19 protein-coding genes are annotated in these 23,705 nt (G+C 60.9%); 8 read left to right on the forward strand and 11 right to left on the reverse strand.

The window, feature by feature from the left end; all coding sequences use genetic code 11:
• Positions 1 to 20 precede the first annotated feature (20 nt).
• From B7L09_RS18150 to B7L09_RS18170, 5 genes are all read left to right on the forward strand, one after another.
• Positions 21 to 374, forward strand: a complete 354-nt coding sequence (locus B7L09_RS18150) for a RidA family protein (protein WP_094470023.1) — start codon at positions 21 to 23, stop codon at positions 372 to 374.
• A gap of 104 nt (positions 375 to 478) precedes the next feature.
• Positions 479 to 1,552: an alanine racemase gene (gene alr / locus B7L09_RS18155; protein WP_094469999.1), complete on the forward strand. Its 1,074-nt coding sequence runs from the start codon at positions 479 to 481 to the stop codon at positions 1,550 to 1,552.
• A 126-nt stretch (positions 1,553 to 1,678) separates the two neighbouring features.
• On the forward strand, positions 1,679 to 2,227 hold the full coding sequence (locus B7L09_RS18160) for a cupin domain-containing protein (RefSeq protein ID WP_094470000.1): 549 nt from the start codon (positions 1,679 to 1,681) through the stop codon (positions 2,225 to 2,227).
• A gap of 182 nt (positions 2,228 to 2,409) precedes the next feature.
• A complete protein-coding gene (locus tag B7L09_RS18165) occupies positions 2,410 to 2,823 on the forward strand; it encodes a c-type cytochrome (RefSeq protein ID WP_176457725.1) in 414 nt (137 codons plus the stop codon).
• Between the two features lie 135 nt (positions 2,824 to 2,958).
• Complete coding sequence (locus B7L09_RS18170) at positions 2,959 to 4,881, forward strand: acetyl-CoA hydrolase/transferase C-terminal domain-containing protein (RefSeq protein ID WP_094470002.1); 1,923 nt, start codon at positions 2,959 to 2,961, stop codon at positions 4,879 to 4,881.
• Positions 4,882 to 5,009: 128 nt separating this feature from the next.
• Here B7L09_RS18170 and B7L09_RS18175 read toward each other — a convergent pair whose 3' ends face one another.
• Complete coding sequence (locus tag B7L09_RS18175; protein ID WP_094470003.1) at positions 5,010 to 5,582, reverse strand: xanthine phosphoribosyltransferase; 573 nt, start codon at positions 5,580 to 5,582, stop codon at positions 5,010 to 5,012.
• Positions 5,583 to 5,652: 70 nt separating this feature from the next.
• Entirely contained in the window at positions 5,653 to 7,662 is a 2,010-nt protein-coding gene (gene rep, locus B7L09_RS18180) for a DNA helicase Rep (protein WP_094470004.1), read from the reverse strand.
• A 262-nt stretch (positions 7,663 to 7,924) separates the two neighbouring features.
• Here rep and B7L09_RS18185 point away from each other — a divergent pair, with 262 nt between their 5' ends.
• Positions 7,925 to 9,598, forward strand: a complete 1,674-nt coding sequence (locus B7L09_RS18185; protein ID WP_094470005.1) for a putative bifunctional diguanylate cyclase/phosphodiesterase — start codon at positions 7,925 to 7,927, stop codon at positions 9,596 to 9,598.
• A gap of 110 nt (positions 9,599 to 9,708) precedes the next feature.
• On the opposite strand, the gene B7L09_RS18190 is transcribed toward B7L09_RS18185, so the two are convergent.
• Entirely contained in the window at positions 9,709 to 11,106 is a 1,398-nt protein-coding gene (locus B7L09_RS18190) for a NorM family multidrug efflux MATE transporter (RefSeq protein WP_094470024.1), read from the reverse strand.
• A 159-nt stretch (positions 11,107 to 11,265) separates the two neighbouring features.
• Here B7L09_RS18190 and B7L09_RS18195 point away from each other — a divergent pair, with 159 nt between their 5' ends.
• Positions 11,266 to 12,186, forward strand: a complete 921-nt coding sequence (locus tag B7L09_RS18195) for a LysR substrate-binding domain-containing protein (protein WP_094470006.1) — start codon at positions 11,266 to 11,268, stop codon at positions 12,184 to 12,186.
• Positions 12,187 to 12,370: 184 nt separating this feature from the next.
• Positions 12,371 to 14,347, forward strand: a complete 1,977-nt coding sequence (locus B7L09_RS18205) for a methyl-accepting chemotaxis protein (protein WP_094470007.1) — start codon at positions 12,371 to 12,373, stop codon at positions 14,345 to 14,347.
• Positions 14,348 to 14,485: 138 nt separating this feature from the next.
• Here B7L09_RS18205 and B7L09_RS18210 read toward each other — a convergent pair whose 3' ends face one another.
• The 8 genes from B7L09_RS18210 to B7L09_RS18245 are packed head-to-tail and all read right to left on the reverse strand — an operon-like array spanning position 14,486 to position 23,704.
• Positions 14,486 to 15,898, reverse strand: coding sequence for a vWA domain-containing protein (locus B7L09_RS18210; RefSeq protein ID WP_094470008.1), 1,413 nt, complete (start codon positions 15,896 to 15,898; stop codon positions 14,486 to 14,488).
• 57 nt (positions 15,899 to 15,955) lie between these two features.
• Complete coding sequence (locus B7L09_RS18215; protein WP_094470009.1) at positions 15,956 to 16,462, reverse strand: hypothetical protein; 507 nt, start codon at positions 16,460 to 16,462, stop codon at positions 15,956 to 15,958.
• A gap of 3 nt (positions 16,463 to 16,465) precedes the next feature.
• Complete coding sequence (locus B7L09_RS18220) at positions 16,466 to 17,197, reverse strand: hypothetical protein (protein WP_094470010.1); 732 nt, start codon at positions 17,195 to 17,197, stop codon at positions 16,466 to 16,468.
• Between the two features lie 46 nt (positions 17,198 to 17,243).
• Positions 17,244 to 18,788, reverse strand: a complete 1,545-nt coding sequence (locus tag B7L09_RS18225; RefSeq protein WP_094470011.1) for an SUMF1/EgtB/PvdO family nonheme iron enzyme — start codon at positions 18,786 to 18,788, stop codon at positions 17,244 to 17,246.
• A complete protein-coding gene (locus B7L09_RS18230) occupies positions 18,778 to 20,001 on the reverse strand; it encodes an ABC transporter permease (RefSeq protein WP_094470012.1) in 1,224 nt (407 codons plus the stop codon). The genes B7L09_RS18225 and B7L09_RS18230 overlap by 11 nt, the downstream gene beginning before the upstream one ends.
• Positions 19,985 to 20,686, reverse strand: a complete 702-nt coding sequence (locus B7L09_RS18235; RefSeq protein WP_094470013.1) for an ABC transporter ATP-binding protein — start codon at positions 20,684 to 20,686, stop codon at positions 19,985 to 19,987. The genes B7L09_RS18230 and B7L09_RS18235 overlap by 17 nt, the downstream gene beginning before the upstream one ends.
• Before the next feature lie 10 nt (positions 20,687 to 20,696).
• The gene (locus tag B7L09_RS18240; RefSeq protein WP_176457726.1) at positions 20,697 to 22,688 is read right to left on the reverse strand and encodes a vWA domain-containing protein; all 1,992 of its coding nucleotides are present in this window, start codon (positions 22,686 to 22,688) and stop codon (positions 20,697 to 20,699) included.
• Positions 22,688 to 23,704, reverse strand: coding sequence for a hypothetical protein (locus B7L09_RS18245; RefSeq protein ID WP_094470014.1), 1,017 nt, complete (start codon positions 23,702 to 23,704; stop codon positions 22,688 to 22,690). Before B7L09_RS18245 ends, B7L09_RS18240 begins: the two co-directional genes overlap by 1 nt.
• Position 23,705 lies beyond the last annotated feature (1 nt).

Below are 23,705 nucleotides of genomic sequence, written 5' to 3' on the forward strand. Positions count from 1 at the left end.
ACATCAGGAGTCCGCAAAACATGTCCATCCAGCGCCAGCTCACCAATGAGCGCATGAGCCACATCGTTGTTCACAGCGGTACCGTGTATCTGGCAGGGCAAGTCGGCGACGACATGAGTGCCGGGATTGAACAGCAGACCCGTGAAACCCTGGCCAATATCGAGCGGTTGCTGGACTTGGCCGGCACCGACAAAACCAAGCTGCTGTCGGTGACGATTTACCTGAAAGACATCGACGCCGACTTCGCCGGCATGAACGCGGTGTGGGACAAATGGCTGCCCAAAGGCGTCGCCCCGGCCCGTGCGACGGTCGAGTCGAAACTGTGCGAACCGGAAATCCTGGTTGAGCTCTCGGTTGTAGCCGCTCTGCCGTAAGCCTGTCAGAAAGATAGAAAGATCCCTCTCCCGGTGTTGTTGGCGGTTCACGCCGTCAGCCAGCGCCGGTTTTTATTCCCATGACCGCCTAGAAGCCTGCCGCCATGCGTCCAGCCCGTGCCCTGATCGACCTTCAAGCCCTGCGTCACAACTACCGGATCGCCCGTGAAACCACGGGGGCCAAGGCCCTCGCCGTGATCAAGGCCGATGCCTACGGCCATGGCGCGGTGCGTTGCGCCCAGGCGCTGGAAGCCGAGGCGGACGGGTTTGCCGTGGCTTGCATCGAAGAAGCGTTGGAGCTGCGCGCAGCGGGCATTCGTGCGCCGGTATTGCTGCTGGAAGGTTTTTTCGAGGCTGACGAGCTGCCGTTGATCATCGAGCACGATTTTTGGTGCGTGGTGCATTCGCTGTGGCAGTTGGAAGCGATCGAGCAAGCCCGGTTGAGCAAGCCGATCACGGTCTGGCTCAAGCTTGATTCGGGCATGCACCGGGTGGGTTTGCATCCAAAGGATTATCACGCGGCTTATCAACGGCTGCTGGCCAGCGGCAAGGTGGCGAAGATTGTCTTGATGAGCCACTTCGCCCGCGCCGATGAGCTGCACGAGCAGGCCAGCGCCGAGCAGGTCGCGGTATTTGAAGCGGCACGTAAAGGTTTGTCGGCCGAGATCAGCCTGCGCAATTCGCCGGCGGTACTCGGTTGGCCGCAGATTCCGAGTGATTGGGTTCGCCCGGGCATCATGCTCTACGGCGCCACGCCGTTTGGTGAAGAGCAGGCCATCGCCGCGCGCTTGCAGCCGGTAATGACCCTGGAATCGAAAGTCATCTGCGTGCGTGAACTGCCGGCCGGCGAGCCGATTGGTTACGGCGCCAAATTTATCACCCCTAAGCCGATGCGCGTCGGGGTGGTGGCCATGGGTTATGCCGATGGTTACCCCCGTCAGGCACCGACCGGCACGCCAGTGTTGGTCGCCGGGCAGCGCAGCCAGTTGATTGGTCGCGTATCGATGGACATGCTTTGCATCGATCTGACCGATGTACCGCAGGCCGGCCTGGGTTCGACCGTCGAGTTGTGGGGCAAAAACATCCTCGCCAGCGACGTGGCTGCCGCCGCTGACACGATTCCCTATCAGATCTTCTGCAACCTGCGCCGGGTGCCAAAGCTCTATTCCGAGGGTTAGCGGTCAGCAGTCCGTACCGGAAGTCGACTCGCTGAACAGGATTCAGGCCAAAGTGTTGTAAATACTGAACGCTGTCGCCATGATAACGCTCAATATTTCTACAACCTGAATCTTGGAGGCTCNNGCTTGGACGTCGGCGAACGACTGCAATCCATCCGTAAACTGAAGGGTCTTTCCCAGCGCGAGCTCGCCAAGCGCGCGGGTGTCACCAACAGCACCATTTCGATGATCGAAAAAAACAGTGTCAGCCCNTCGATCAGCTCCTTGCGCAAGGTGCTGGGCGGCATCCCCATGTCCATGGTCGAGTTCTTTTCCGAGGAGATCCTCCAGGAAAAACCGACGCAGATCGTCTACAAAGCCAACGAGCTGATCGATATTTCCGATGGCGCAGTGACCATGAAACTGGTCGGTCGGGCGCACCCGAGCCGGGCTATCGCCTTCCTCAATGAAATCTACCCGCCTGGCGCCGACACCGGTGACGAGATGCTCACCCATGAGGGCGAGGAAACCGGCATTTTGGTGGAAGGCCGACTCGAACTGGTGGTAGGNCTTGAAACTTTTGTGCTCGAAGCTGGCGATAGCTACTACTTTGAAAGNACCAAGCCTCATCGTTTTCGCAACCCGTTCGATGTGCCGGCGCGACTAATCAGCGCAGCCACACCCGCGAATTTCTAAGAGAAGAGGCGTCCTGCCAGCATGGCGGAGGCACCCGAACCGTTTTTCCATTGCGCAACAAGACCCCTTCGACTTTGGGGTTGTTTCAGTGTGACGGGGTTACCGTTATACTTTCGCCGCCTGCGAAACCGTGGCCGCAGGCGTGAATAGCCACCATTGAGGGTGAACGCGTGAACCTAATTATGAAAATGCTGGCTGCACCAGCAACCGTACTGGCCCTATGGGCAGTCAGCGCACAAGCAGCGACCAACGACGATATTGCAAAGCGCCTTGAGCCAGTCGGCCAAGTCTGTGTGACGGGTCAGGAGTGCAAGGGGATGGAAGTGGCTGCTTCGACAGGTGGTGGCGGAGCCAAAACCCCGGACGAAGTGATTGCCAAACATTGCAACGCTTGCCACGGCACCGGCCTGTTGGGCGCGCCGAAAATCGGTGATGCCGCTGCTTGGGGCGAGCGCTCCAAGAAAGAAGGTGGTGTTGACGGCCTGCTCGCGAAAGCGATCTCAGGCATCAATTCGATGCCGCCAAAAGGCACCTGTGCCGATTGCTCCGATCCCGAGCTGAAAGGTGCGATCGAGAAGATGTCCGGCTTGAAATAAGCGTCCATCTCCAGCAAAAAAGCCGCTTACGAGCGGCTTTTTTGTGCCTGCGATTTGCCTTGGGGACTATTCTTTGCAGCAAAGGCCCGGCAAGCTCGGTCCAACCCCAATTCACGGAATATAAGGGAGGATCAGATGGTGCAGTTGTGTTCAATCGAGCAAGCAGTTGACGACGTACTGGCGCGTTTGCCGGCGCATATCCACATGGGCATGCCCTTGGGCCTGGGCAAGCCNAATCTGTTCGTCAANGCGTTGTTCCAGCGCATCGCGCAATTGCCCGAACGGCAGCTGACGATCTACACCGCCCTGTGCCTGGGCCGTCCGGCCTTGGGCGACGGTTTACAAAAGCGCTTCCTCGAACCCTTCATCGAGCGGGTGTTTGGCGATTATCCGGAACTGGAATTCCTCGCCGGACTGCAGCGCGACAGCCTGCCGGCCAATATCCGCGTGCAGCAGTTCTTCATGCAGCCCGGCAGCCTGCTCCACAGTGCATCGGCGCAGCAGGATTATGTCAGCAGCAACTACAGCCACGCCGCGCGAGACATCAACGCCGCCGGTTTGAACCTGGTTGCGCAGTTGGTGGCCAGCCACGCCGAACACCCGGATCGTCTGAGTCTGAGCTGCAACCCTGACATCACCCTCGACCTGTTTCCGATGATCGCCAAACGCCGGGCGGCGGGGGAGACGATCCTGTTGGTGGGCCAGGTGCACAACGATTTGCCCTACATGCCCGGTGACGCCGAAANGGGCATGGGCGAATTCGACTACCTGATCGACGAAAAGGACAGCACTACGCTGTTCTCCACTCCGAATATGCCTGTGGGCTTCCAGGACCATTTTATCGGCCTGCACGCCAGCACTCTGGTGCGCGATGGCGGCACCTTGCAGATCGGTATCGGCTCCATGGGTGATGCGCTGACCGCCGCGTTGCTGGCGCGTCAGGCCGACAATGCCGGTTACAAGGCGTTGCTGGCGGATATCAATCTTAGCCAGTGGGCGCAGTTGATCGACCGCGAAGGCGGCATCGAACCGTTCGCCAAGGGCCTTTATGGCTGCAGCGAAATGTTCGTCAACGGCCTGCTGGTACTGGCCGATGCCGGCATTATCCGGCGCAAGGTCTACCCGGATGTGGCGACGCAGCAGCAAGCCAACGCCGGCACCCTGGATGACGCAGCCCAACCTGACGGCATTTCGATCCATGGCGGCTTCTTCCTCGGGCCGCGCAGTTTTTACCAGCGCTTGCAGGAAATGACTCACGCCAAGCGCCTCGAATTCAACATGACCCGTATCAGTTACATCAACGAGCTCTACGGTCAGGAAGAGCTCAAACGCCTGCAGCGCCTGGACGCGCGCTTCATCAACACCGTGTTCACCATGACCCTGCTCGGCGCAGGCGTGGCTGATCAGCTCGAAAGCGGGCGCGTGCTCAGCGGCGTCGGCGGGCAATACAACTTTGTCGCCCAGGGCCATGCGCTGGAAGGTGCGCGGTCGGTGCTGTTGTTGCGTAGCTGGCGCGAGGCGGGTGGTGAGGTCAGTTCGAACATTGTCTGGGAATACGGCCACTGCACGATCCCGCGGCATTTGCGTGACATCGTGGTCACCGAATACGGCATCGCCGATCTGCGCGGCAAGACCGACGCGGCAGTGATCGAGGCGTTGCTGAACATCAGCGACTCACGGTTCCAGCCGGGGCTGATCGAGCAGGCGCAAAACGTTGGCAAATTGCCGAAAAATTTCCGCATCGATCCGCGTTTTGCCGACAACAGCCCGGAACGCTTGCAGGCGATTCAGGCGCGGCATGCGAAGTTGTTTCCGGAGTATCCGCTGGGGTGTGATTTCACGGCTGAAGAGCGGGACTTGTTGCGGGCGNTGAACTGGCTCAAGAGCAAATTCAAGCTGACGGAGATTCTGGAGTTGGGCAAAGCGGCGCTGGATGCACCGGAGCCGGAGGCGTTTCCCAAGCATCTGGAGCGGATGCAGTTGGATAAGCCGGAGGGATTGAAAGAGGACCTCTTTCAGCGGCTACTGCTCACCGGCCTCAAGGCCACCGCGCAATAACAGCCAATACAAAAAAACTGTGGGAGCGAGCTTGCTCGCGATAGCGGTACATCAGCCAACAGAGATGTTGAATAGGATGGCCTCATCGCGAGCAAGCTCGCTCCCACAGGGATATGCGGTGTTACGGGTTACTCGATGAAGGTCACGACACCGCCGGCCAGCGATTGCACGCGAGCCAAGGATTCAACCCGATAACCCTGCGCATCCAGCTCCGCACGGCCACCCTGGAACGACTTCTCGATCACAATCCCCAANCCGGCCACGGTCGCGCCGGCTTGCTTGATGATCGAAATCAGCGCCTGNGATGCCTTGCCATTGGCCAGGAAGTCATCGATGACCAGCACGCGGTCGCTGCTGGTCAAGTGGCGCGGGGAGATCGCGACAGTGCTTTCCACCTTCTTGGTGAAGGAGTACACGGTCGCCGACAGCAGGTTTTCCGTCAGGGTCAGGGATTGCTGCTTGCGGGCGAAAATCACCGGCACACCGAGGTTCAGGCCAGTCATGATTGCCGGTGCGATGCCCGAGGCTTCGATGGTAACGATCTTGGTGATGCCCGAATCCTTGAACCGCGCGGCGAATTCGTCGCCGATGAGCTTCATCAGCGCCGGGTCGATCTGGTGGTTCAGAAAGGCGTCGACCTTGAGTACCTGATCGGAAAGCACGATGCCTTCTTCGCGAATTTTCTNGTGCAGTGCTTCCATGAAGCGTTCCTCTACTGGCGCCATGTGCGCCTAGCTTGTCTAAAAGTGTTCGGTTAAAAAGTGCTCAATTCTAGCGCTTTAACATCGCCCGTATATCCGCCAATGCGGTATTGCCGCGAACGGCTTTGACTTCGACAGGCGTGTCGTCGGTGCCTTCCCACGCCAGGTCGTCCGGCGGCAGCTCATCCAGGAAGCGGCTCGGCGCGCAGTCGATGATCTCGCCGTATTGCTTGCGCTTGGCGGCAAACGTGAAGGCCAGGGTCTGACGCGCGCGGGTAATGCCCACGTAGGCCAGGCGCCGTTCTTCTTCGATAGTGTCGGCTTCGATACTGGAGCGGTGCGGGAGGATTTCCTCTTCCATGCCCATGATGAACACGTAGGGGAATTCCAGGCCCTTGGACGCATGCAAGGTCATCATCTGCACGCCTTCGGCACCGTCTTCCTCTTCTTGCTGGCGTTCGAGCATGTCGCGCAACACCAGTTTGCCGATGGCGTCTTCGACGGTCATCTCGCCGTCTTCGTCTTTTTCCAGGGTGTTCTTCAGCGCTTCGATCAGGAACCAGACGTTGCCCATGCGGTAATCCGCAGCCTTGTCGCTGGAACTGTTGGTGCGCAGCCAATTTTCATAGTCGATGTCCATGACCATGCTGCGCAAGGCACTGATCGGGTCTTCGCCGGCGCACTGTTCGCGCACCTTGTCCATGAAGCGCTTGAAGCGTGAAAGGCGATCGGTGAAGCGCGTATCCAGGTGCTCGCCCAGGCCGATTTCGTCGGTGGCGGCGTACATCGAGATCTTGCGTTCGGTGGCGTAGTTGCCGAGCTTTTCCAGGGTGGTGGAGCCGATTTCACGGCGCGGCACGTTGATCACCCGCAGGAAGGCGTTGTCGTCATCCGGGTTCACGATCAAGCGGAAGTAGGCCATCAGGTCTTTTACTTCCTGGCGTCCGAAAAAGCTGTTGCCACCAGAAAGCCGATAGGGAATCTGGTGGTGCTGCAGCTTCAACTCGATCAGCTTGGCCTGGTAGTTGCCGCGATACAGGATCGCAAAGTCGCTGTAGGGCCGATCGGTACGCAGGTGCAGTGTCAGCAGTTCGACCGCTACGCGCTCGGCTTCGGCGTCTTCGTTGCGGCAACGGATTACGCGAATCTCGTCGCCATGGCCCATCTCGCTCCACAGCTGCTTTTCAAACTCGTGGGGGTTGTTGGAGATGAGTACGTTGGCGCAACGCAGGATGCGGCTGGTGGAGCGATAGTTCTGCTCCAGCATCACCACTTTCAGGGACGGGTAGTCGTCCTTGAGCAACATCAGGTTTTCCGGCCGCGCGCCGCGCCAGGCGTAGATCGACTGGTCATCGTCGCCTACCACGGTGAATTGGTTGCGCTTGCCGATCAGCATTTTCACCAGCAGGTACTGGCTGGCGTTGGTGTCCTGGTATTCGTCCACCAGCAGGTAGCGGACTTTGTTCTGCCATTTTTCGAGGATGTCGGCGTGTTCCTCGAACAGCTTTACCGGCAGCAGGATCAGGTCGTCAAAGTCCACCGCGTTGAACGCCTTGAGCGTGCGCTGGTAGTGGGTGTAGACGATGGCGGCGGTCTGTTCCTTGGGGTTGCGCGCGTTTTCCAGGGCCTGGGGCGGCAGGATCAGGTCGTTTTTCCAGGCGCCGATCATGTTCTTGATCTCATCCACGCCGTCGTCGCCTGCATATTCCTTTTGCATGATGTCGGTCATCAGCGACTTCACATCGGTTTCGTCGAAGATCGAGAAACCTGGCTTGTAGCCCAGCCGCGCATGCTCCTTGCGGATGATGTTCAGCCCCAGGTTGTGGAAGGTACACACCGTGAGGCCGCGGCCTTCGCCGCCCTTGAGCAGCGTGCCGACACGCTCCTTCATTTCGCGCGCCGCCTTGTTGGTAAAGGTCATGGCGACGATGTACTGGGCACGGATGCCGCAGTTCTGGATCAGGTGCGCGATCTTGCGGGTGATCACGCTGGTCTTGCCGGAACCGGCACCGGCGAGCACCAATAGAGGGCCGCCGACGTAGTTCACGGCTTCTTGCTGCCGGGGATTGAGTCGGGACATACAGAATCAGGGAGTCATTTGTGAAATGGGCCGGCATTTTAACAGGCTCAGCGAATTGTGCTGCTCTCTCCGACTTGTGACGCAACACGCTTTCTCTATTTGCCGGTTTTGATACTTTCAAGCAGGATGCGCGGTGAGTTTGCGGCTAATGTTCGTATTCCAGACACAAAGCCACGTGTGATAACTGATGTCGTTTGGTCATTGGTTACGGGCGCGGCATAATGCCCGCCGCCTACANNTTTGCAGAGTCTAGGGAGCTAGCTTGTCTACGCCTGTCGAACCCTTGCGTTTGCTGCTACTGGCCGATGAGCCAGCGTGGGCAGCGTTGTTGCGCGAGTGCCTGGCGCCGATGGGGAGCTCGGCCGTGCTTATCAGCGCGCCGAGCTGGGAGTCGGTCAGCAGTCTGTTCGATGACAACCGCAACGCGGTGTTGTTGACCATTCCTGCGCTTCAGCCTCTGCCTGGCCGTTGCAGCCTGCCGACGGTGTTGCTGCTGGAGCACGAGCCCCTGACGCCGCCCGATGGGGTGAGCGACTGGCTGGTGCGCGATCATCTTGATCCCGGCATGTTGCGCCGGTGCCTGCGGCATGTGCGCGAACGTGGCTTGCTGGAACACACCCTGCAACGCCTGGCCGAGCAAGACCCGCTCACCGGTATCGCCAACCGCCAGGGCTTCCAGACCTTGCTGGCCGCGCGTCTGGCGGAAAACGACGGCCGTGGCCTGGCCCTCGGTCACCTCGACCTCGACAACTTCCGTCACGCCAACGACGCCTTGGGCCATCAGGCGGGCGATCGGTTGATCCTGCAGGTGGTCTCGCGGCTCAAGAGCCAACTCGAAGCCGGTGACCAACTGGCGCGGCTGGGCAGCGACGAATTTGCCCTGCTGATTGATACTCGCCGCGCGCCTCAGCGCGCCGAATGGATGGCCGAACGCATTACCGAAGCCATGGCCGAGCCCTACTGGGTAGACGGCGAAAGCCTGTTGATCGGTTGCAGCCTGGGTGTGGCACATGCCCGCGCCCGCGCCGGTGCCGACCCGTTGATGTGGCACGCGCACATCGCCATGCAGCAAGCCAAAAGCACTCAAGGCTGCACCTTTCATATCTTCAACGAACGCATCAACCGCAATGCACGCAGCCTGGCTGACCTGGAAAGTGAACTGCGCCGCGCGCTGCGCCGTGACGAACTGGAANTGCATTACCAGCCGCGGCTGAACCTTGAGGACGGCCAGATCGTCGGCCTCGAAGCCCTGGTGCGCTGGCGGCACGCCGAACGCGGTTTGCTGNCGCCCAGCGAATTTGTCCCCTTGGCTGAACAGAGCGGTCTGATCGTACCGCTGGGTTACTGGGTCATCTCCCGGGCCCTGCGGGACATGCAGGCGCTGCGCGAGCGTGGTTTGCCGGCGCTGCACATGGCGATCAACCTGTCGTTCCGGCAGTTTCAGGACAGCCAATTGTTGTCGACCCTGAGCCGGCTGATCGCCGAGCGCGGTGTCGAGGCGCAATGGCTGGAGTTCGAGCTGACCGAAACCGCGGTCATGCGCCGCAGCGATCTGGTGAAACAGACCATGGATGCCCTCGGCCGCCTAGGCGTGAGGTTTTCCCTGGATGACTTCGGCACCGGTTTTTCGTCGTTCGTGCACCTCAACAGCCTGCCGATTGCCTTGTTGAAGATCGACAAAAGCTTTGTCGGCGGTATGGAAGAGCGGGAAGAAAACCGCAAACTGGTCCACGCGATGATCAACCTGGCGCACAACCTCAACCTTGAAGTGGTGGCCGAAGGCGTGGAAACGCCCGAGCAGCTGGAGTTGTTGCGCGGGTTTGGTTGCGATCAGGTGCAGGGGTATCTGATCAGCAAGCCGCTGCCGTTGGCGGAGTTGGTTGAATACCTGACGTTCGGCAGCAGCCAGCAGCCCGTCCTGGAAGTCGTTAACTAACCACGCGCAAATGTCGGAGCTTTTGTGGCGAGGGCGCTTGCTCCCGNNGCCGCTGCGCGACCCAGCGGGAGCAAGCGCCCTCGCCACAAAGCCCGCTCCTACAGGGGATCTCAGTCTGGCTGAGCGATTTGGAAACTGGCCCCTGACGACGGCTCGCGCCGAATCATCCGCTTCATCTTCCACTCAAACGCCAGCGTCAGGCTCACCGCCGCGCACGCCAACCCCAGCGCCAATCCCCACCAGACGCCCGTCGGCCCCCAGTTCAAGTTGAACGCCATCCACCACGCCGCCGGTGCACCGATCAGCCAATAGCAACCCAGCCCGACCAGGAACGTGGTCTTGGCATCCTTGAGCCCACGGATGCAGCCCATGGCGATGGTNTGTGTGCCGTCGAACAGCTCGAACCACGCCGCCACCGCCAGCAGGCTCACGGCCAGATTGATGACGTCTCGAAAGGCCGGGTCGTTGTGGTCCAGGAACAAGCCAATCAACTGATTCGGCAGGAACCAGAAGACCATGGCAAAACCCAGCATCGCCGCCGCGCCAAAGGCGATACCGACCCGTCCGGCCAGTCGCGCATTCAGCAACTGCCCGGCGCCGTAATGCTGGCCGATACGCATGGTGATCGCGTACGACATGCCCGCCGGCACCATGAACGCTACCGAGACAATNTGCAGGGCGATCTGGTGCGCCGCCAATTGCGTACTGCCCATGGTGCCCATGCACAACGCCGCGAAAGCAAACAGCCCGACTTCCACCGCGTAGGTGCCGCCAATGGGCAGGCCGAGGCGCCACAGCTCTTTCAGGTACTGGCGGTTAGGCCGCGACAAACCCTGGCGCAGCGGATAAGCGTCGTAGGCCGGATGCCGACGGATGTGCAGCGCCAGCGCCACGGCCATCAGGTTGGCGACAATCGCCGTGACCAGCCCGATGCCCACCAGGCCCATTTTCGGCAAGCCGAACATCCCGGTAATCAACGCGTAGTTGAGCAGGAAGTTGGCCACAGTGCCGCACAGGCTGATCACCATCACCGGGGTGGCCTTGCCGATGGCGCTGGTGAAACCACGCAAGGCCATGAAGCTCAGATAGCCGGGCAGGGCGAACGGCAGGATGGTCAGGAATTGCCCCGCCGCGTGCACGTTGGTTTCGGTCTGGCCAAACATCAACAATACGGGCTTGAGGTTCCACAGGAGTAACCCGGCCACCAGCGCCATCAACCACGCCAGCCACAAGCCGGCCTGGGTCAGGCGCGCGGCGCCGACGATATCGCCCGCGCCCTGACGGATCGCCACCAGGGTGCCGACCGCCGCGATCACGCCGATGCAGAAGATGGAAACGAACGAGTAAGTCGCCGCGCCCAGGCCGCCACCTGCCAGCGCTTCGGGACTTAGGCGCGCCATCATCAAGGTGTCGGTGAGGACCATCAGCATGTGCGCCAACTGCGAGGCAATCAACGGCCCCGCCAGCCGCAGGATGGCCCAGAGTTCGGTACGTGCTGGATGCTGCATGGTCATCACGCCTCGGTTATCAGAGTAAACAGGAGAGAGCCGATTCTCGGCGCTCTGCGGGGTTTTCACAAAGGGATAAAAAGGATGGGTGGCATGAGTCAAACTCATGCTGGCAGGTTTCTGCTAACGTGGCGTAACCGCGCTATAGGAGCTTTCCCAATGTCCCGTCGTCTTCCTCCCTTGTATGCCCTGCGCGCATTCGAAGCGGCGGCGCGGCATAGCTCGTTTACCCGCGCCGCTGAAGAATTGTCGATCACCCAAAGCGCGGTCAGTCGACACATTCGTACCCTCGAAGATCATTTTGCCTGCCGACTGTTTCACCGCAGCGGGCGCAACCTGCAACTGACCGAGTCGGCGCGGTTGATCCTGCCGGGCATCCGTGAAGGGTTTACCGCGCTCGAACGCGCCTGTAATACCTTGCGCGCCGAAGACGACATCTTGCGCATGAAAGCCCCGTCGACGTTGACCATGCGCTGGCTGCTGGCGCGCCTGAGTCGCTTCCGGCACTTGCAACCGGGCAACGAAGTGCAATTGACCAGTGCCTGGATGGACATCGACACCGTGGATTTCAACCACGAACCCTTCGACTGCGCCGTCATCCTCAGTAACGGGCGTTTCCCTCCGGACTGGGAGGCGGCGTTACTGTTTCCGGAAGAGCTGATTCCGGTGGGAGCACCGAACCTGCTGAAGGACCAGCCGTGGGACGTCGCACGCCTGGCCAGCGCTGAGCTGCTGCATCCAACGCCAGACCGTCGCGACTGGCGCAACTGGCTGGAGCGCATGGGGCTGTCGGANCAGGTGTCGCTCAAGGGTGGGCAAGTGTTTGACACGCTGGAGTTGGGCATGATCGCCGCCGCCCGAGGCTACGGCGTATCCATGGGGGATTTGCTGATGGTGGCGGAAGATGTTGCGCAGGGTCGTCTGAGTCTGCCGTGGCCGACGGCTGTCGCCAGCGGTGAGCATTATTACCTCGTCTGGCCGAAAACCCGCCCGGGAGGTGAACGTTTGCGCCGCCTCAGCGACTTTCTGCAAGGCGAGGTCCGGGCCATGGATTTACCGGATGTAGAACGCTTGAGCTGAATCGATGGAGCCCCTGCAATAGAGGCCTTGCGCCATATCCCGGCTATTTACTCAAGTATTCAGGTTTGCCGCCGAAAATCTGCAGGTGGGACCTTCGTGCAGGTTCCCTGTAATTCCCCTTATTAGAATTTTGCCGAGTGTGCATCGTGATCAGGATGATCCGGTCACTCGGCCAGGAGCTGTCATGTCTCAACCTCGTGCCCGGATCGCCTCACAGCTTGGTCTTGCGCTTGCCGTGATACTGGCGATTGTCATCACTGGCAGTACCGTGTTCGCCTTGCGTTCGCTGGACACCGCCAACCTCGCCACCCGCGAAGAGCACTTGGCCAGTGAGGCCCGGTTGCTGGCCGATCAGTTGAGTACCTTTCACGGCACGTTGCGTGAAAGCACCCAGCGCCTGAGCGGTCTGTTCGAGAAGCGCTTCAGCGCCGGCTTGAGCGTGCACCCGGATGAGCCGGTGGCGGTGGCCGGTGTGCAGACCCCGGGCTTGCACCTGGGCAGCGAAGTGTTGAACAACAACTTCAAGGAAGTGGACGAGTTCAAGCAGATGACCGCAGGCGTTGCGACGGTGTTTGTGCGCAGCGGCGAAGATTTTATCCGCGTCAGCACCTCCCTGACCAAACAGGACGGCAACCGGGCCATCGGCACCTTGCTGGACCACGCTCACCCGGCCTATGCACGCTTGATGGCGGGACAGAGCTATGTCGGTCGCGCCTTGCTGTTCGACCGCTCCTACATGACGCAATACACGCCTGTACGCGACAGCAGCGGTAAGGTGATTGCCGTGTTGTTCGTAGGATTCGATTACACCGACGCGCAGAACGCACAGTTCGAGAATCTCAAACGCTTCCGTATCGGCCAGACCGGTTCGCTGGCGCTGCTCGATGAGCAGAAGAAGTGGTTGGTGCCGATTGCCGGCGTGCAAGCGCTGGATCAAGCGGTCCCGGCCATCGTCGATCTGGCGAAAACGCCGGGCAAGGGTGATTTCTGGAGCGACAAGTCCGAAGACTTCTACAGCGTCTCGGTGCCGTTTGAAGGCGGCCCGTGGGCGGTGGTGGCGAGCATGCCGAAGTCCGAAATCCGCGCGGTGACCTGGAGCGTCGGCATTCAATTGGCCATCGGCAGTCTGCTGGCGATGTTGATTGCGGTCGGTTCGGCAGTCTGGCTGCTGCGCAGCAAACTTGCGCCGCTGGGTGATCTGGTGCGTCAGGCCGAAGCCCTCGGTGCCGGCGATTTGAGCGTGCGCCTGAGCGTGTCGAGCAATGATGAAATCGGTCAGTTGGCCCGCGCCTTCAACCAGATGAGCCAGGCCTTGTCGACCATGGTCGAGCACATTCGCAAGGCCTCGGGCGAAGTCAACAGCCGCGCCCAGGCGTTGTCCGGCCTGTCCGGTGGTGCCTATGAAGGGATGGAGCAACAGTCGGGCGAAATCACCAGCATGGCCGGCGCCGTGGAAGAGTTCAGCGCAACCTCGCTGAACATTGCCGACAACATGGGCAACACCCAGCGTCTGGCGCAGGAAAACGCACAGCAAACCCAGATCGGTCGTACGTCGATGGACGAGGCTTCCTCGTCGCTGGAGCAAATCGCTGGCGCGCTGAACAGCACGGCAACAGTGATCAATACCCTCGGCCAGCGTTCCCAGGAAATCGGCGGGATCGTCGGCGTCATCACCTCGATCGCCGAGCAAACCAACCTGCTGGCGCTCAACGCCGCCATCGAAGCCGCGCGTGCCGGTGAGCAAGGCCGAGGTTTTGCCGTGGTCGCCGACGAAGTGCGCAACCTGGCTTCGCGCACCCGTCAGGCCACTGATGAAATTTCCGGCATGATNCAAAGCATCCAGCAGGAAACCGGTAACGCCATCAGTACCATGGAGCACGGCAACGTGTTGATGCAGGAAGGCCTGTCGCGCAATGCTGACGTGGCGTCGGCCCTGGCGCGGATCGACGAGCAAAGCCGCTCGGCGGGCCAGCAGTTTGCCGCGATCACCACCGCGACCCAGGAGCAGAGCAGCACGGCAAACGTGCTCAGCAGCAACCTGCAAAGCATTGCGCTGGCCAACAGCGAGCAGCGTGAAGTGGTGTCGAACCTGGCCATTACCGCCAGGGAACTGGAAACCCTGGCGGCGGACTTGCGCCATGAGGTTGATCGGTTTCGTTGAGTCGCCTCTGTAACAACTATCGCGAGCAAGCTCGCTCCCACAAGGTCACCACTGAACCTGTGGGCGNGCCGCCGAAGCGGCCCTGGATGAAGTCATGGAAGTTGCCGCGTTGTTACTGGGGTTTGTCCGGGCAGACGACTAATCACACTTGGCATTGCTCGACACTTCCTTGCTCGCCAGTTTCAACTGCTTGCCCAGCTCAGCCGCATTGGTGCTGCTGTAAACCCGGCCGCCGGTGTTTTCAGCGATGCAACGTGACGGGCCACCGGCGCCGATTTTCACCACGTTGACCCGCAGGCGCGGTTGATCCCTGGCGATTTGGCGGGACACGGCGCACACGTCTTTCTGGCAACCGTCCTCACCGTCGACGAACATCACGATCACGGCATCGTTATTGCGCCCGTCGACGGTGCTTGCGGCGTGCGCCAGGCTGTCGGCCAGCGGTGTGCCGTCGTTGGGCACCAGGCCTCGAATCCCGTTGATCAGCCGCTGACGGTCGCCAAACTTGAACACGCCCTGGTCCGGCGTTCTTTCGCAGCCGGCGAAAGTAATCAGGCGCGTGTCGATCTTCGGGTCCAGCCCGTTGATCATGCCGGCCAGCGAGTCCTTGGCGACGTCCATGCGGCTGGGCTTGGCGAAGATCTGCATGGTGCGGTTCGCGTCCAGGTACTTGTTCAGCTCATTGCCGAAGAACCAGTCCTCATCGGCTTTCACGGACTTGATGTTCAAATCCATCGAGCCCGAGGTGTCGAGCACCACCACGAATTGCGGGATCTCTGCGTTTGGCGCTTTTTTACGGCACGCGAAGTTGTCCAGCGTCGGCGCCGGTGGCGGGGCGACGACCACAGGTTTTGGTGGCGGGACTGGTTTGGGTTCCGGCACCGGCACCGGTTCTGGCACGGGTTCCGGTTCGGGTTCTGGAACGGGTTCAGGTTCCACGACAGGCTCGGGCACCGGCTCAACCGGTTTCTCGATCGGTGTTACAACGGGCGCGACAGGCGGAACCACGACGACGGGTTCACGGTGCATGAACCACCAGTAAGCCCAAAGCGCCAGAAGCAGCAACAGCAGCGCCAGCAAGGCCGCCGCGATCCACCAGCCGCGACGCGACGGCGGTACGACCGGCACCACCGGAACCACCGGCGGCACGATCGGTTTGGGTGGACGCTGGTTCCAGCGCACCACCAGCGGCTCGCCGTTGAGGCTGTAGAGTTTGTCCAGCTCGGGCGTGCCGAGCAGGCTGCGCAGGTCATCCGCTACCGTGGGCTGACCGCGTTTTTGCAGTTCGTCCGCCAGCTGTCCAAGGGACGTCTGACGCACTTCATAGGTTTCCAGCAAACGTCGCTGCGCGTCCTCATTGAGGTCGGCATAGGGCGTGGGTTGGCCACCCAGTTCGGTCCACCATTCCAGCACGTCACCGCTGCCCATTCGCGGGATCGCGAAGAGGCTGGCGACGGTCGGCGGAAAGTGTTTCTGGATGAGGGCGACTTTGGCTTGCAGCGCACTCATCCCCTCTGGTGTGGCTTGCGCATCCCTGATGACCCGCTGCATGACGACGATTCCTGAAAAGGGTGCAGGCCGCCATCGGCAGGCCTGCGGGGTGAAAAGTTACTCTTCGTAACCGAGGCTGAATTGCAGCTGATTCACTTTCTTCTGCAAGGCCTTCAGTTGTTCCTGCTTGGCAGCCAGCGTCGCGGGTGAGGTCTTGGTCACGGGCGCCGCCTGCGAGGCCTTGAGCTGCTGCTCAAGCCCGGCAATCTGCTTCTGTACCTGGCTTTCATTGCCATGCCGGGCCTTGAGCGAGGTCAACAACTGGCCCAGTGACTGGTTCAGTGCCGCCTGGGACTTCTGCTGGCTGGCCAGGTCGGTCTTGGTGCTGAGTTGCTGGGCCTGAATGTTCTCGTACACCTGACGGAACATCGCGTTTTCCTGACGGGACGCGGTCAGGGCCAGTTCCTTCTGCTTGACCTGGTCGCTATAACCACCAGAGTAGTCGCAGTTCATCTTGGTCAGCATGCTGCTGTCGCGATTGGTCGCATCGCATTCGCCCGGCTTCGTCGCGCAACCGCTCAGGGCCAGGACGGCGGTGAGGACCGCCAGCTGTCGTAGAGTCATGTCTTAACCCAGGGTGATCGCGGAACGCTGGTTGTAAAGACCGTCGACTTCCTTTTGCAGGGCGGCGACTTTCTGGTTCATTTTCATGATGTTCATGTCCACCTGCTTGATCTCGGCACCGGCGCCTTGTGCACGCTCGGCATCCGCCACTTTGGTGTACTCGGTGACCTTGTTGCGCATGTTGCCGAGGTCTTTACGCAGGCGTGCGATGTTCGAATCGATCTCGGCGATTTGCACTTGGGCCTTGGCCTTGTCGACTTTCTTGTTGGCGATGTCCTTTTTGATCTGGGCGATTTGCGCCTGGTCATCATTGATGACTTGCTGAGCGGTCGCGGTACGGGCGATCACGTTCTGGGTGTCTTGCTCGACGTCGCTGTTCATCTTCGCCAGGCGGGTGGTGGTGTCGGAGTATTCGCTGCGACGTTGATCCAGGTAGTAGTTCGCGCCCATGGCCACGCCACACGCGGTAATCCCGGCGGCGATGGCGCAGACAGCCTTGTTGCTGCTGTTGGACAGCGCGCAACCAAGGATGCCGACACCGGCGCCGACCGCACAGGCCTGGTAACCGGACTTGCTGAAGAACTCCGCGTCATTACCCTGGGTCAGGCGCGGGTCTGCACCTTCGCTGCCACCGAGCATCGAGCTGCCGGTGTTGGCGCAACCGGTCAGCAACAGGCTGCCGGCGAGGACAAAAGCGATCTGAAGCTTGAAGCGAGTCCAAAGGCTGCGCGACATGGTGAAACTCCTTGGTGACGGTGTTGGCTGTTGTTGTTGAGGTGAGTTATTGAGTGACGGTTTTGCAGCTGGTCAGCCAGGCATCGGTGTCGATCTTCTGCTTTTGCAGGAAGGTCTTCTGATTGGCCCAGTGGGTGCGCAAATAGGGTTTGAGTTCTTGCAGCTGTTTGTTGCGGGTGATGATTTCTTCCATCACCGGGACCTGCGCTTCCAGCAGCGGCTGGCCGTACAAGGTCGCCGATTCCACCAGGCTGCTGGCGTAGTAACGGCTGAGTTTGTGCAGGCGATCCTTCTGCTCGTCGAGCTTGCCTTTGCGCATGTCGCAGCTGGCGTCTTTATCGGCGGATTCGCAGTTCAGCTTGTAGTTCTTCTGCAAGAAGTCCACGTACTGGCCGTCGTCGAGCATCTTGGTGCACAGGAACGCACCGAGGTTGAGGCTGGCGCGGATCGCCTGGTCGCGGGTTTCTTCCTGCTGCTGGTTGCTGGCGCGCAATTGGTTTTCCAGCGCCTGAAGCTTTTCCTTGAGCGCCTTGTCTTCGACGCCCGAGGCCAGGGTATTCAGCGACTGAACGGTGCCTTTATCGGCCGACTCGGTTTCCTTGCTGCCGGTGCCGAGTTTCTTCCAGCTGCTTTCAATGCTGGCGACACGTTCGCGAGACGTCAGGGTCGGCGAGACCAGCACCAGACGCAGGCCGGTGGTTTTGTTTTTCACTTGGCCTTCGGCGTTGTAGTACGGCTCTTCCTTGCGCAAACCGGTGCGCAGGTCGGCCTGGGCGGTCAGGTAGTTGCCGCCACGGACCACGTAGCCACCGGCCTGACCATGCTGGCGGTCGAGTTTGTTCAGGCGGAACGGCTCGAACATCATCTCGTCGACGTTGCCGAGCATGTCGTGCAGGCCCAATGGATTGGGCTTTTGCAGGCCGGACAATTGCAGTTTGCCGTTGGACGATTGCGCCCCGGCGAACCACTCGTAGGCGTTGATGCCGTCGGGCATCGGGTAGCGCGTATCGCGGAATTCTGCCGCGCCGACTTCCAGGCCCCCGCGCGCCGCGAACTCCCACTCGACTTCTGTCGGCAGGCGCAGGAAGCCCAGCGCACCATCTTCTTTCGGCAATTTGCCGGCCGCGTTTTTGCGCAGCCACAGGTTGTACTTGTCAGCCGCTTCGACGGCTTGTACCCAGCTCACGGACACTTGCGGCAGGCGCATTTTGGTGGCGGCGGTGGGGCAGGTTTCTTCGGTCAGCGCGGCGTATTGGAGCTGACTCATCTCGTACTTGGCCATCAGGTAGTAGCGGGATTTGTCATTTTTCGCGCCGGTGAAACTGCCGGCGATGAACGTTGGCCGGGTCTGTTCGACATAGCCGTATTCCGCGCCGTCCTGACCGATGTTGATCGGGTAGTCGTCAAGCGGCCCGGCCACCGGAATGAACACCTTGCGAAACACCATCGAGCCTTCGCACGGCATCGGCAGCACGACGTCGCTGGCCTCGGGCATCGGGTTGTAATACTTCTCTTCCCAGCCCGCCGCCGAAGCGTCGAGCAGGTAGCCGAGGCTCAAGGGCAACAGCAAGCCAAAACGTTTATAGCTCACGCAGACTCTCCGCAGGTTGGATGTTGATCGCTCGCACGGCGCCGATCACGGCCACCAGTGCAGCGACCAGAAAGGTCAGGAGCAGGGCGGCGAGGCCGTGCCAGAGTGTGATGTGGCAGACAAAGGTGCCGGTGGCCTGGCTGCTGCCTAGCAGGTAGTCGAACAAATGACTGCCAACAGCGTAAAAGCCTAATCCGCCGAGGTAGCCGGCCAGGCTCAGCACCAGCGCTTGCAGGACCACGAACCCAGCGACCGCCGTGCGTTTGAAACCCAGCAAACGCAGGACCGCGAGGCTTTTGCGCTTGCGGTCGATGTTGGCCAGGAACGCACCGACCATCGACGCCACACAGCCGATCAATGCTGCGAGGGCAATCACCCCGAAGATCAGCCCCAGCACATGGTTGATGGCTTTGACGTTGTCGATGTCGGCCAGTCGGCTCGAGGTTTCGATGTGCTGTTCGTTGAGCCAGCGTTCCAGCGGCGCCACCTGATCGATGTCACGGGCATAGAGGCGGGCGCGGGCATACAGCGGTTGCAGATTACCCAACGGCTTGCCAGTTTCGATGCCGAATGCGCTGACCTGATAACCATCGCGAAAGCGCTCCAGGTTCAGCAGCAACGGCGGGGCGACAAACCCGGCCGCGCGGCCGAAACGCGCACCGTCGAGCACCGCCAGCACTGTCAGCGTCATCTCGCCGCGCTCGTTGACGCCTTCCAAGCGGCGCAACACGCGCAGTTGCACGCGGTCGCCGACCTTGGCCTGCAAGCGTTGCGCAGCGCGGGCACTGAGGATCACTTGATCGCCGGTCGGGTTGAGTTGCGGCAGGTTCAACTGCGGGTCGCCGGGTTCCGTGGCGATGATTTCTGCGCCTTCGACAAACCGTTGCATGCCCATCAGCAAGTCTGCCTGGGTGTTGAGCGAGCGGGTTTGGCCGAGGGCAAAACCGGTCTCGGGACGCTGGCGCACCCGCTCGATCCAGGCGCTGTCGTAGTTGCCGTTGCTGAGCATCTTCACTTCAAGGTTGCGCGGGTCGCGCAGCAGTTCGTCCTGCAACTGGCTGACCACGCCGTGTTTGAGACCGAACAACAGCAACAGCGGCGCGATCACCGCCACCAAGGAGGCGGCGATGCACAACGACACCTTGCGGTCGTGCCAGAGGTCTTGCAGGGCCAGCGTTCCGAGCAGGCGCAAGCGGTCAGTCCATCGGTTCAAACAGAGTCTCTCCCTGACGGCTGATAGCGCCAAGTCGCGGCAAGCCGAAATCCTTCAGCAAGGCCCAGTCATGGGACACAACGAGCGCACTCAGGCCCATGCTCGACACCAGGCTCAGCAATAATTCGAACAACCGCCGGGCGCTGTGCGGGTCGAGTGCCGCGGTCGGCTCGTCGGCCAACAGCAGCAGCGGTTCATGGGCAATCGCCCGAACGCAGGCCACGCGCTGGCGCTCACCGATCGACAGCGCTTGAGGCTGTTTATCCAGCAAGCCTTGCAGGCGCAGCACCTCAACCGCGTGATCAATGTGCGCGCTCTTGACCGGCATGCCGAGCAAGCGGCGCGGCAGGCTGATGTTGTCGCGCACGTTCAAAAACGGCAGCAAACCGCCGCTTTGCAAAATGAACCCCAAGTGCCGCGAACGCACAGCCGCCAAGGCAGGCTGGTCATCGGTGGCCAGCAATTGCGCGATGTCTTGATCCTGCGTTGCGCCCAGCCGAAAACGCTCGAGTTCGACCGGCGCCAGTAACAGGCCGATGGCTTCGAGCAAGGTGCTTTTGCCGCTGCCGCTCTCGCCGGTGATGGCGAGGATTTCCCCGGCACCGATCTGCAAGCGCGGCAGGCGCACGTGATGGGCCAGCGCGCCTTCACCACGGCGCACCAGCAGGTTCTTGATATCGAGCATCGGCGTCTCGTTAAGGCATCATTTCCAGTGGCACGGGGTACACGTTGTCCCGCGCATCGCTGTCCTTGGCTAATGCCACCCAACGGTCAACGTCAGCGTTGTAACGCTGGTAGTGCCGCAGTTTGGTATTGAGCGTGCGGATGAATTTCTCCTGCGCCAGGCCATCCCAGCTTTTCCAGGTTTCTTCGTCCAGGTTCAGCACTTCGCTCTGATACGGCAGGTCTTCGAGGTACTCGCCGAGCACGCCCATGTCGGCCAGTTTGGCGTTGCCGTTCTGCTTGAGCTGGTTCGGGTCGGCACCCATGGTGGCGGCCACCGAGCGCAGGCGCTCGAACATTTCCGTCGGCGAGATAAGGCCTTCGTTGGCCGCGTCGAGGATCTGCTTCATCACGTCGCTCAAGTCGCTGAGCTGGGATTTGGTCAGCAGCACCCGCACGTCGGTGGTCGGGACGTTCTGCTTGATCAGGTCACGATCAGTGATCCACGCCTTGAACACTGGCGGTGCCTTGCTGTTGGTCTTCTCGCCCAGATAGGCAAGTTGCATGGCGTGGCCGATCAGCGCCGCGTCTTCGAGCATTTTCTTCTCGGCCGGGTCCTGCTTGGCATTCACCGCGCTGCCAATGGCGTCTTCGCCCATGTAGGCGGCTTTCACCTGCGAGGTGATCGCGGTGGCCAGCGAATCCACCTTGCGCCCGAACGCCTGAATGTCACCCGCGTTCACCGGGTAATACAGCGAGGTGTTGGTGCCCGGGTAGGTCGACAGGTTCTGATACTGCGCCTCGGCCTTGGCGTGGTCCTTGATCCCGGCCGGGGTTTTCAGGTGCAGCGTGTAAATCGCCACGCCCGGGTTGGCTGCTTCGAGGCGAACCTGCGAGGCGCTCAAACCGGTTTTCGACAGCTTGTCGTCGCCTTCGATGGCGCCGGCGTCGGTGATCAACACCACGTAGCGCGCGCCGAACTGACTCCAGTCGACCTTGTCGATGCTTTCCATGACACCGGCAAAGGCGTCTTCATCGAAACTGCTGCTCGATACTTTGGCCTGTTTGAGGTCGGCAACTTTGGCGAGGAAGTCGGAGCTGTCCTTCACCTGAGTCGGGTCGGCGTACATCTTGGTGGTGTATTCCAGCCCAGGCACCGCTTGGGTGCTGGAGCGGAACGCCACCAGGCCGAACTTGACCTGCTTGCCGAGGTTCTGCGATTCGATCTGCTGATAGACCTTGCGGATCGCTTCGCGGGTGCGGTCGATGTACGGGTCCATCGAGATCGTCGAGTCGATGACAAACACCACCGCCGCACTGAATTCCTTCAACTGGCTGGCCGCTTTGTCCTCGGCTTCCTTGCCGCCGGCCGTGCTGTTGGCAGCACTGCCCTTGGCGTTCTTGTCATCCGGTTTACTGACCGACGCCACGTTGAGCAAACGCGTGCGGAAACCGCCTTCGGTCATGACTTCTTCGCCGCTGAGGACCGGCAGCAGGTAGAACTGCTTTTGCAGGTCGACGAAGTATTCAGGTTCTTCGGCGAGCACGCCCGGTGCTTGCTTGCCCTTTTTCAGCGTGGCCCGCAGCGGGGCGACTTTGCTCACCGGGTCCGGCGCATCAAGGATGCCCTCGACCGTGGCGCGGTCCTTGAAGAACAGCAGCCGGTCGCGGTTGGCCGGGTTGGTGAACGCCAGTGTCAGCTGCATTTTCCAGTCGGTGGTGCAGCTGGCGGGCAGCCAGCCAATGGTTTTGCCGTAACTGTCGGGGCCGACTTTCAGCCACTCGGCATTGGCTGCTTGCGCACGTTCGTACACATAAAAGCGGCTGAACACCGGTTGCTCATCGCCTGCCGCTCCGCCTGCCGTCGGGCTGAGTTTGCAGCCCGGGGTGGTCAGCACGCGCTGGAACAAGGTCTTTTTACCGGCCTGGATCAGCGGTTTGTCTTCAGCCTGGGACAACGGGCTGATGCACAGCGCCAACAGCGCGGCGCTGCTCAGCAGGAAACGACTCAGGGGCGAACGCATCACTTCTGCAACTCCTCGAAACGCTGCTTGGCTTCGGCGTTGTTCGGGTCCTGGGTCAGGATCGTTTCATACCAATAGGCGGCGGTGGCGTTGTCCGCGACCGGGAAGCACTCACTGGCTTTCAGGTATTTCGGGTCGTACTCGCGGGCATAGGCGTTGGCGATCAGCGCGTCACCGGCCTGGGCCCGGTTGGCGTACAGACGCTGGGCAACACCGCAGTGCTTGCCGGCCTTGGCTTCGTTGATGATCTCCAGCAACTTGGCGCTGTCGGGCGCAGCCTTGATGCAGGTCTGGACGAAGGTCAGCTCGGGCAGGCTGTTCATGCTGTCGAGGGTGCAGGCTTGTGCGTCGGCACCCGCCGGTGCGGCGGCAGCGATGGCCGGGGCGGGGGCCGGAGTGCGTTTGTAGAACCAGAACCCGGCCGCGGCTGCCACCAGCAACAGCACGACGAGCGCGAGGCCGATGAGGCCTTTGTTGCTTTTCTTCACCGGAGGCGGAGGCGGGGTGTAGGCGGGTTCGTTGGGCACCGATTCCAGTTCGATTTCTGGCTCGGCGGTGTTCAGGACCAATTCCGGCAGCTCTGGAATCTCGGGTTCCGGTGCAGCAGGTGCGCTCAAGTCTGCACCACCGTAAGTCGAACGCGTCTGGCCGCCGGCCGTGGACGGCAGCAACCCGACGCCTGGCCGGACCACACCTTTGTCGGTGTGCCCTTGGCTCTGTTCGCGCAGCTCGATCATGAATTGCGAATTGGCGCCGCCTTCGAGCAACGGATCGACCACTTCCGGGCCGACCTGGGCTTCAAGGGCTTCACCACTGGCTGCAACGCTGAAGCGCGAGACCTTGAACCAGAATGGATTGTTGCTCCAGGCCTTCTGATCCTGGAGGTAGAAACCGTCCTGGTTACGCTGAATGGAAAACTCCAGCTGTTCTTCGCCACCCTGCCATTTCTTCACAGTGAGGCACGCCTGGCCAGGCACGTTGGGTTCTAAGGCGAGCAGGTCGACACGAATTGGCATT

This window comes from Pseudomonas mandelii (assembly GCF_002251635.1).
GTDB classification, from domain to species: Bacteria; Pseudomonadota; Gammaproteobacteria; order Pseudomonadales; family Pseudomonadaceae; genus Aquipseudomonas; species Aquipseudomonas mandelii_B.